This is a genomic window from Rhodococcus sp. C26F (assembly GCF_053345925.1).
In genome coordinates this window covers 37968-44196 of sequence record NZ_JBKFBA010000016.1, presented here as the reverse complement: position 1 = coordinate 44196, position 6229 = coordinate 37968, and the positions used below count along the sequence as shown (strand labels likewise).

Annotated in this window: 5 protein-coding genes; 2 read left to right on the top strand and 3 right to left on the bottom strand. The window is 66.7% G+C overall.

Annotated elements, in window-relative coordinates; genetic code table 11:
• Positions 1 to 74: 74 nt before the first annotated feature.
• Positions 75 to 1247, bottom strand: coding sequence for an alkane 1-monooxygenase (locus tag ACLBYD_RS17290; RefSeq protein WP_447817386.1), 1173 nt, complete (start codon positions 1245 to 1247; stop codon positions 75 to 77).
• A gap of 214 nt (positions 1248 to 1461) precedes the next feature.
• Positions 1462 to 1665, bottom strand: coding sequence for a cold-shock protein (locus ACLBYD_RS17285; protein ID WP_120280264.1), 204 nt, complete (start codon positions 1663 to 1665; stop codon positions 1462 to 1464).
• Between the two features lie 166 nt (positions 1666 to 1831).
• Between ACLBYD_RS17285 and ACLBYD_RS17280 the strand changes: the two genes are divergently transcribed.
• Positions 1832 to 3088 (top strand): pyridoxal phosphate-dependent aminotransferase, encoded by a 1257-nt coding sequence (locus ACLBYD_RS17280; RefSeq protein ID WP_447817385.1) that lies wholly within the window; start codon positions 1832 to 1834, stop codon positions 3086 to 3088.
• Positions 3089 to 3415: 327 nt separating this feature from the next.
• Positions 3416 to 4699 carry a YibE/F family protein gene (locus ACLBYD_RS17275; protein WP_447817384.1) on the top strand — a complete coding sequence of 428 codons (1284 nt, stop codon included), beginning with the start codon at positions 3416 to 3418 and terminating at the stop codon, positions 4697 to 4699.
• A 10-nt stretch (positions 4700 to 4709) separates the two neighbouring features.
• Here ACLBYD_RS17275 and ACLBYD_RS17270 read toward each other — a convergent pair whose 3' ends face one another.
• Positions 4710 to 6131, bottom strand: a complete 1422-nt coding sequence (locus ACLBYD_RS17270; protein ID WP_447817383.1) for an Hsp70 family protein — start codon at positions 6129 to 6131, stop codon at positions 4710 to 4712.
• Positions 6132 to 6229 lie beyond the last annotated feature (98 nt).

The window sequence follows — 6229 nt, the reverse complement described above, 5'->3', positions numbered from 1 at the left end:
TTATCTCCCCGGGCGCGCACGATCCGCACGGGTGTGCGCATCACAGAAACGGCGCAGTCTCCCCGACACGACGCCTAATTCCCACCACCGTATCGTGCCTGAATCGCCGTTCGTTTCTCAGGCCGAATGTTGATTCGCGACAGATCGTGCCCGTAGTGCTCGAGCAGTCGCGGGTCCATCACCCGCCGCCACAGGGGCGGGAACAGCGCCAGGATGATCAATACCGCGTAGCCGGCGGGCAGCTGGGGCGCCTGCGGCATCGACCGCAGGGTCTGGTAGCGGCGTAGTGGGTTGGCGTGGTGGTCGCTGTGCCGCTGCAGGTTGTAGAGGAACAGGTTGGAACACACGTGGTTGCTGTTCCAGCTGTGCTGGGGTTGCACCCGTTCGTAGCCGCCGTCCGGTCGCTTCTCGCGCAGCAGACCGTAGTGCTCGAGATAGTTGGCGCCCTCGAGGAACATGATCGCCATGACGGCCTGGACGACGAGCCATGGGGCGATCGACCAGCCGAACACCGCGATGAGCACGGCGTAGAGAACGACGCTCAACGCCCATGCGTTGAGGATGTCGTTGTGCCGCATGTTCCAGAACGACGTACCGCGACGCTCGAGGCGGCCCTTCTCGTATCGGATCGCGGAACGGAGGCTGCCGAACACGGAGCGCGGCAGGAACCGCCAGTAGCTCTCTCCCATGCGGGCGGTCGCGGGATCCTCCGGGGTCGCGACGCGCGCGTGGTGTCCACGATTGTGTTCGACGTAGAAATGGCCGTAGAACGACTGGGCGAGGGCGATCTTCGCGAGGCGCCGCTCGATGGTGGTGCGCTTGTGCCCGAGTTCGTGCGCCGCGTTGATGCCGACACCGCCGACGATGCCGAGTGTGGCGGCCATCGCGAATCGTTCGGCGCCGCCCATGGGCTGCGACACCCACATCCAGCATCCGAATGTCAGGCCCGCATATTGCAGTGGGAGATAGAGATAGGTGCAGTAGCGGTAGTACCGGTCGTTCTCGAGCGTCCGCATCATGTCCTCGGGCGGATTGCTCGTGTCGAGCCTCGCGAACGCGTCGACCAGCGGGCAGACGATGGCGATGACCAGTGCACCCGCAGCCCAGAAGACGCCGAGGTGCAGATGTTCGACGAGGAAGTAGGCGATGAACGGGCTCAGGGGGACGACGAGTCCGTACAGCCAGAGGCGCTTCTTGGGGTCGGTCCATCGATCGTGTGTCGCACTGCGAGGAGTAGCCGAATCCACAAACACCCATTCCCCCACGAAGGAAAAACCGTCCGGTACGAATCCCCCCGCACCGGAGAAAACAAACTGTTACCCCACGACTCGGATATACCTTACAAGCCGTACTTACCGACAGGTAGGTCCATACGCCCCTGTTGTGGTGGAGAGCACACGACGACGGCGCCGCACCGGAAGTGCGACGCCGTCGAACGCGGAATTCCCGAAAGGGTGCGACCTAGATGATGCGCACGCCCTGAGCCTGCGGGCCCTTCTGCCCCTGACCGATCTCGAACTCGACTCGTGCCCCCTCGTCCAAGGTCTTGAAGCCCGACCCCTGGATCTCGGAGTAATGGACGAAAACGTCTGCTCCCCCACCATCCTGCTCGATGAAGCCGAAGCCCTTTTCCGCGTTGAACCACTTGACGGTGCCCTGCGCCATACCACTTGCTCCTTGCATTCCCGCACGTCACCCCGACGTGCGGCCTAGATGGACCTCGATCATCGCATTGATCCGGACATTCGTCGCGTCTTGTTTCCCGAGTCGTTACCACGACCTACAAAACGCGGATGAAATCGTGTTGCAGCACGGTGGCACCATGTAACCCGTGACTACCGAGGAGCAAGGCCAACTTCACCATCACATCAGCCGTCGGCTCGAGCAGTCGTCGAAGCTCCAGAACGTGCTCTACGAGATCCGCGGGCCGGTGCACGCCCACGCCGCGCGGCTCGAGGCCGAGGGGCATCGCATCCTCAAGCTCAACATCGGCAACCCCGCACCGTTCGGGTTCGAGGCGCCCGACACGATCGTGCAGGATATGATCGCGGCGCTGCCCCACGCGCAGGGCTACTCGGAGTCCAAGGGCATCGCCTCCGCCCGTCGCGCGATCGTCACGCGCTACGAGCTCGTGCCGCGCTTCCCGAAGTTCGACATCAACGACGTCTACCTGGGCAACGGCGTCTCCGAGCTCATCACCATCACGATGCAGGCCCTGCTCGACGACGGCGACGAGGTGCTCATCCCGGCACCCGACTACCCGTTGTGGACGGCGATGACCTCGCTCGCCGGTGGCACCCCCGTGCACTATCTGTGCGACGAGACCAACGACTGGAACCCGGACCTCGACGACATCGAGTCCCGGATCACCGAGCGCACCAAGGCGATCGTGGTGATCAACCCGAACAACCCGACGGGCGCCGTGTACTCGCACGAGGTACTCGAGGGGATCGTGCGCCTCGCCCGCAAGCACCAGTTGCTGCTGCTCGCCGACGAGATCTACGACAAGATCCTGTACGACGATTCGAAGCACGTCTCCCTCGCCTCGCTGGCCCCCGACCTGCTCTGCCTGACCTACAACGGGCTGTCGAAGGCGTACCGGGTCGCCGGCTACCGGTCGGGCTGGATGGTCATCACCGGCCCGAAGGAGCACGCGGCGGGCTTCCTGGAGGGCATCGATCTGCTCGCCTCGACGCGCCTGTGCCCCAACGTGCCGGCCCAGCACGCCATCCAGGTGGCGCTCGGTGGCTATCAGAGCATCGAGGATCTCGTCCTGCCCGGCGGGCGCCTGCTCGAGCAGCGCGACGTCGCCTGGGAACGACTCAACGCCATCCCGGGCGTGAGCTGCGTGAAGCCGCGTGGCGCGCTCTACGCCTTCCCGCGTCTGGATCCGGAGGTCTACGACATCCACGACGACGAGAAGCTCGTGCAGGATCTGCTGCTGCAGGAGCGCATCCTCGTCACCCAGGGCACGGGCTTCAACTGGCCGAACCACGACCATCTGCGCATCGTCACGCTGCCGTGGGCACGCGATCTGGCGGTGGCGATCGAGCGGATCGGCAACTTCCTGTCCTCCTACAAGCAGTAGGGGACGGCCCCAACTTCGGGGAAGGTCATTGTTACCAAACGGTTACCTTGCGGCTTTCGGGACCAAAGTCCCTGCTTGGTGGCACGTACTACCTACCCGAACGGACAGTTTGTCGGCTTCGTGACCATCGACACACGCCAACCCCTCCCCAAGTCGGGGTCGGAACCAGTAATTTGTCTTACGGCACTAAGCACTACGCAATGTGCCGGGCTCCCTGATCGATCGCCATCCCCCCTGTGCGAGATCAGGTGACGGTGGCGGGGACACCCCCCCTGCTCCCCGCCACCACCAGCCCAAATCCTCTCGCTTCTTGGCTAGCCTGTCCGGGTGAATCACGGACACGGTCATTTCAGCCATGGACACGGTCACGGGCAGGCCGAAAGTCCCATCCCCCTCGGGCCGATCGCCGCAAAGATCGTCGTCGGCCTACTGGCCGTGATCGGTCTCCTGGTGCTCTTCGGCACCGCACTGCTGTGGCCGAGCAGCCGTTCCGTGGACATCCCCGCCCCCTTCCAGACCAGTGGTGGCGGCGCGGTCGTCACCGAGGCCGGGACGGTCGTCGAGCAGAACACCGGACCGTGCGGCAGCCCGTCCTTCGGGCGCGTCTTCACCGGTGAGCCGTCCCCTCCCTCGACCAACACCTTCGACTGCGAACGCAGCATCGTCGCCATCGAATCCGGTCCCGATGACGGCGCCCGGACCCTCCTCGAGGTGATCCCCGGCCCGGGTCAGCCCCAACTGCAGGCCGGCGACGAGATCCGTCTCGTCCGCCAGACCGATCCGGCGGGTGCCACCCAGTACTCCTTCTACGACTACGCCCGCGGCTTCCCGCTCGCTCTGGTGGTCGCGGCGTTCGCCGTCGTGGTGGTCGCGATCGCCCGCTGGCGCGGCCTGCGGGCCCTGATCGGCCTGGGCGTCGCGTTCGGCGTGCTGGTGGTGTTCATGCTCCCGGCGCTCCTGGACGGCAAACCCGCCGTGCCGGTCGCGCTCGTGGGCGGTGCGCTCATCCTCTACGCGGTGCTGTATCTGGCACACGGCGTGAATCTGAGGACCAGTTCGGCGTTGCTCGGCACACTCGCGTCGATGGTCGTCGCGGCCCTGCTGTCCTACCTCACGATCCGGATGACGCACCTGACCGGGCTGTCGGAGGAACAGAACACCGACGTGCAGCTGTACATCGGGCACGTGTCGATCTCCGGCCTGCTGTTGGCCGGATTCATCATCGGCTCGCTCGGTGTGCTCAACGACGTCACCATCACGCAGGCGTCGTCGGCGTTCGAACTCGCCGGACTCGATCCCGAGTCGTCGCGTCGGGAGATCTTCTCGGCGGCGATGCGTGTGGGCCGCGACCACATCGCCAGCACCGTCTACACGCTCGTCCTTGCCTACGCGGGCGGTGCGTTGCCTCTTCTGCTGCTGTTCTCGGTGGCCGGACGGTCGATCACCGATGTGATCACCAGTGACGCCGTGGCGATCGAGCTGGTCCGCGCATGCGTCGGCGGTATCGCTCTGACGTTGTCGGTGCCGCTCACCACGGCGATCGCGGCCGTGCTCGCGCGTACCGACGCACCCGGACAGCAGACGGGTGGCCGGCACGCACGACGCGCGTGACCGGGTGACGTCAGGGAAGGCGGATCTGCGGCAGCGGCGGCAGCTCGATCGTCGGCAGCGGCGGCAGCGTCGGGACCGGCACTCCCAGCCCCGGGATGGTCGGAACCGGAGCGGGCGGAGGTTCGGGGGCCGGCGGAACCGGGCGCGGCGAATAGGTCGTCGGAGCCGGCTCCGGCTCGACCGTGGTGGTCGTGGTGACCTGGGTGGGCGCCACCGCCGGCGCGGGGTTCTGCCGCGGCGCGTTCGTAGTGGTCGGGGTGTACGACTGGGTGGGGCTCGTCTCGTCGGTCGACGAACTCGTGAAGCCGGTGCTCAGCGCCACCCCGATGACCGCGACGACCGCGAGGGCCGTGCCCGCGATCCCGGCGCCGGAGATCTGCTTGCCGCTGACCGACGGGCCGCGACCGGCCAGCGACGACCACCACGGCTTCTTGGCATCGGCGGACTCCGGAGCGGATGCGGCAGTTGGGGGCGTCTGTGCGGGGACCGCAGCGGCGACGACCGGGATCTGCTCGGTCTCGGCGCTGGTCGACGACGGCCGGCCCGGCACGATGCGGGTGAGGGTGCTCACGGGCTGCGAGTTCGCAGGCTTCGCAGCGGCCATCGCTCCGCCCTTGGCGAGGACGAGTTCGGGCTCGTGCGGCACCACCAGCGGCAGGCCGAGCCACGAGCGCAGCACCTCCTGCACGAGCGGGATGTGCGCACCGCCGCCGAGCAGGACCACGGCCTCGGGGTTGCGACCGGCACGGGAGATCACCTGGTGAACGAACTGCGCCGACGACTCGACACACTGCGCGATGAGCGGATCGAAGGTCTCGCGCGACATGAGCACGACCCCCGCCGCACCCGGCACGGCCACGGTCTCGCTCTGCGAGAGCTTCTCCTTGGCCTCTCGGCACTGGGCCGACAATTCGTCGTCGGTGGCGGGGTCGTCGGGGCGCCACACACCGTTGGTATCGAGCTGGTGGTCGCGGATCACGTTGTCGAAGACGCGGCCGCCGATGCTGTCGGTGCGTTCGGCGAGCACCTCGCGGGAGACGAGGTCGACGACGGTGACGGTGAGCCCGGCGTCGCCGAGGTCGTAGAAGACGGCGGTGTTGCTGCCGAGCTCGCCGGTGGCCTGCAGATAGGTGACGGCTGCCTCGGGTTCGGAGACGAGCACGTAACGGTCGACGTGTTCGGTGGCCAACTCGGCCCGGAGTCGCTCGGCCTGGGTGTGGTCGCGGTAGACCAGCCCCACCCGCTCGATCGGATCGCCCGCGACACCGGTCTGGAAGAGCACCCCGAGGGTGCCGGCCGCCAGCCGTGCCGGATCGTCCTTACCGGTCTCGACCACCTGGAACTGGAATCCTGCGGTCGGGGTCGTTCGATCCACCGGCCGCACCACCCGAACGGCGCTCTCCCCCACGGTCACACCGAGAATAGAACTCATCAGCCGCCTTCGACGTTGGTTGCGCCAGCCGTGTAGCTTCCCCCGGCGCCCGAAAACACCGACGATGGTACAGAACGTTACCGACGGGTCACGAGGGC

Excerpts from the sequence above, each read along its gene's own strand:
- ACLBYD_RS17270 (WP_447817383.1), bottom strand. The coding sequence starts at position 6,131 with ATGAGTTCTATTCTCGGTGTGACCGTGGGGGAGAGCGCCGTTCGGGTG.
- ACLBYD_RS17285 (WP_120280264.1), bottom strand. The coding sequence starts at position 1,665 with ATGGCGCAGGGCACCGTCAAGTGGTTCAACGCGGAAAAGGGCTTCGGC.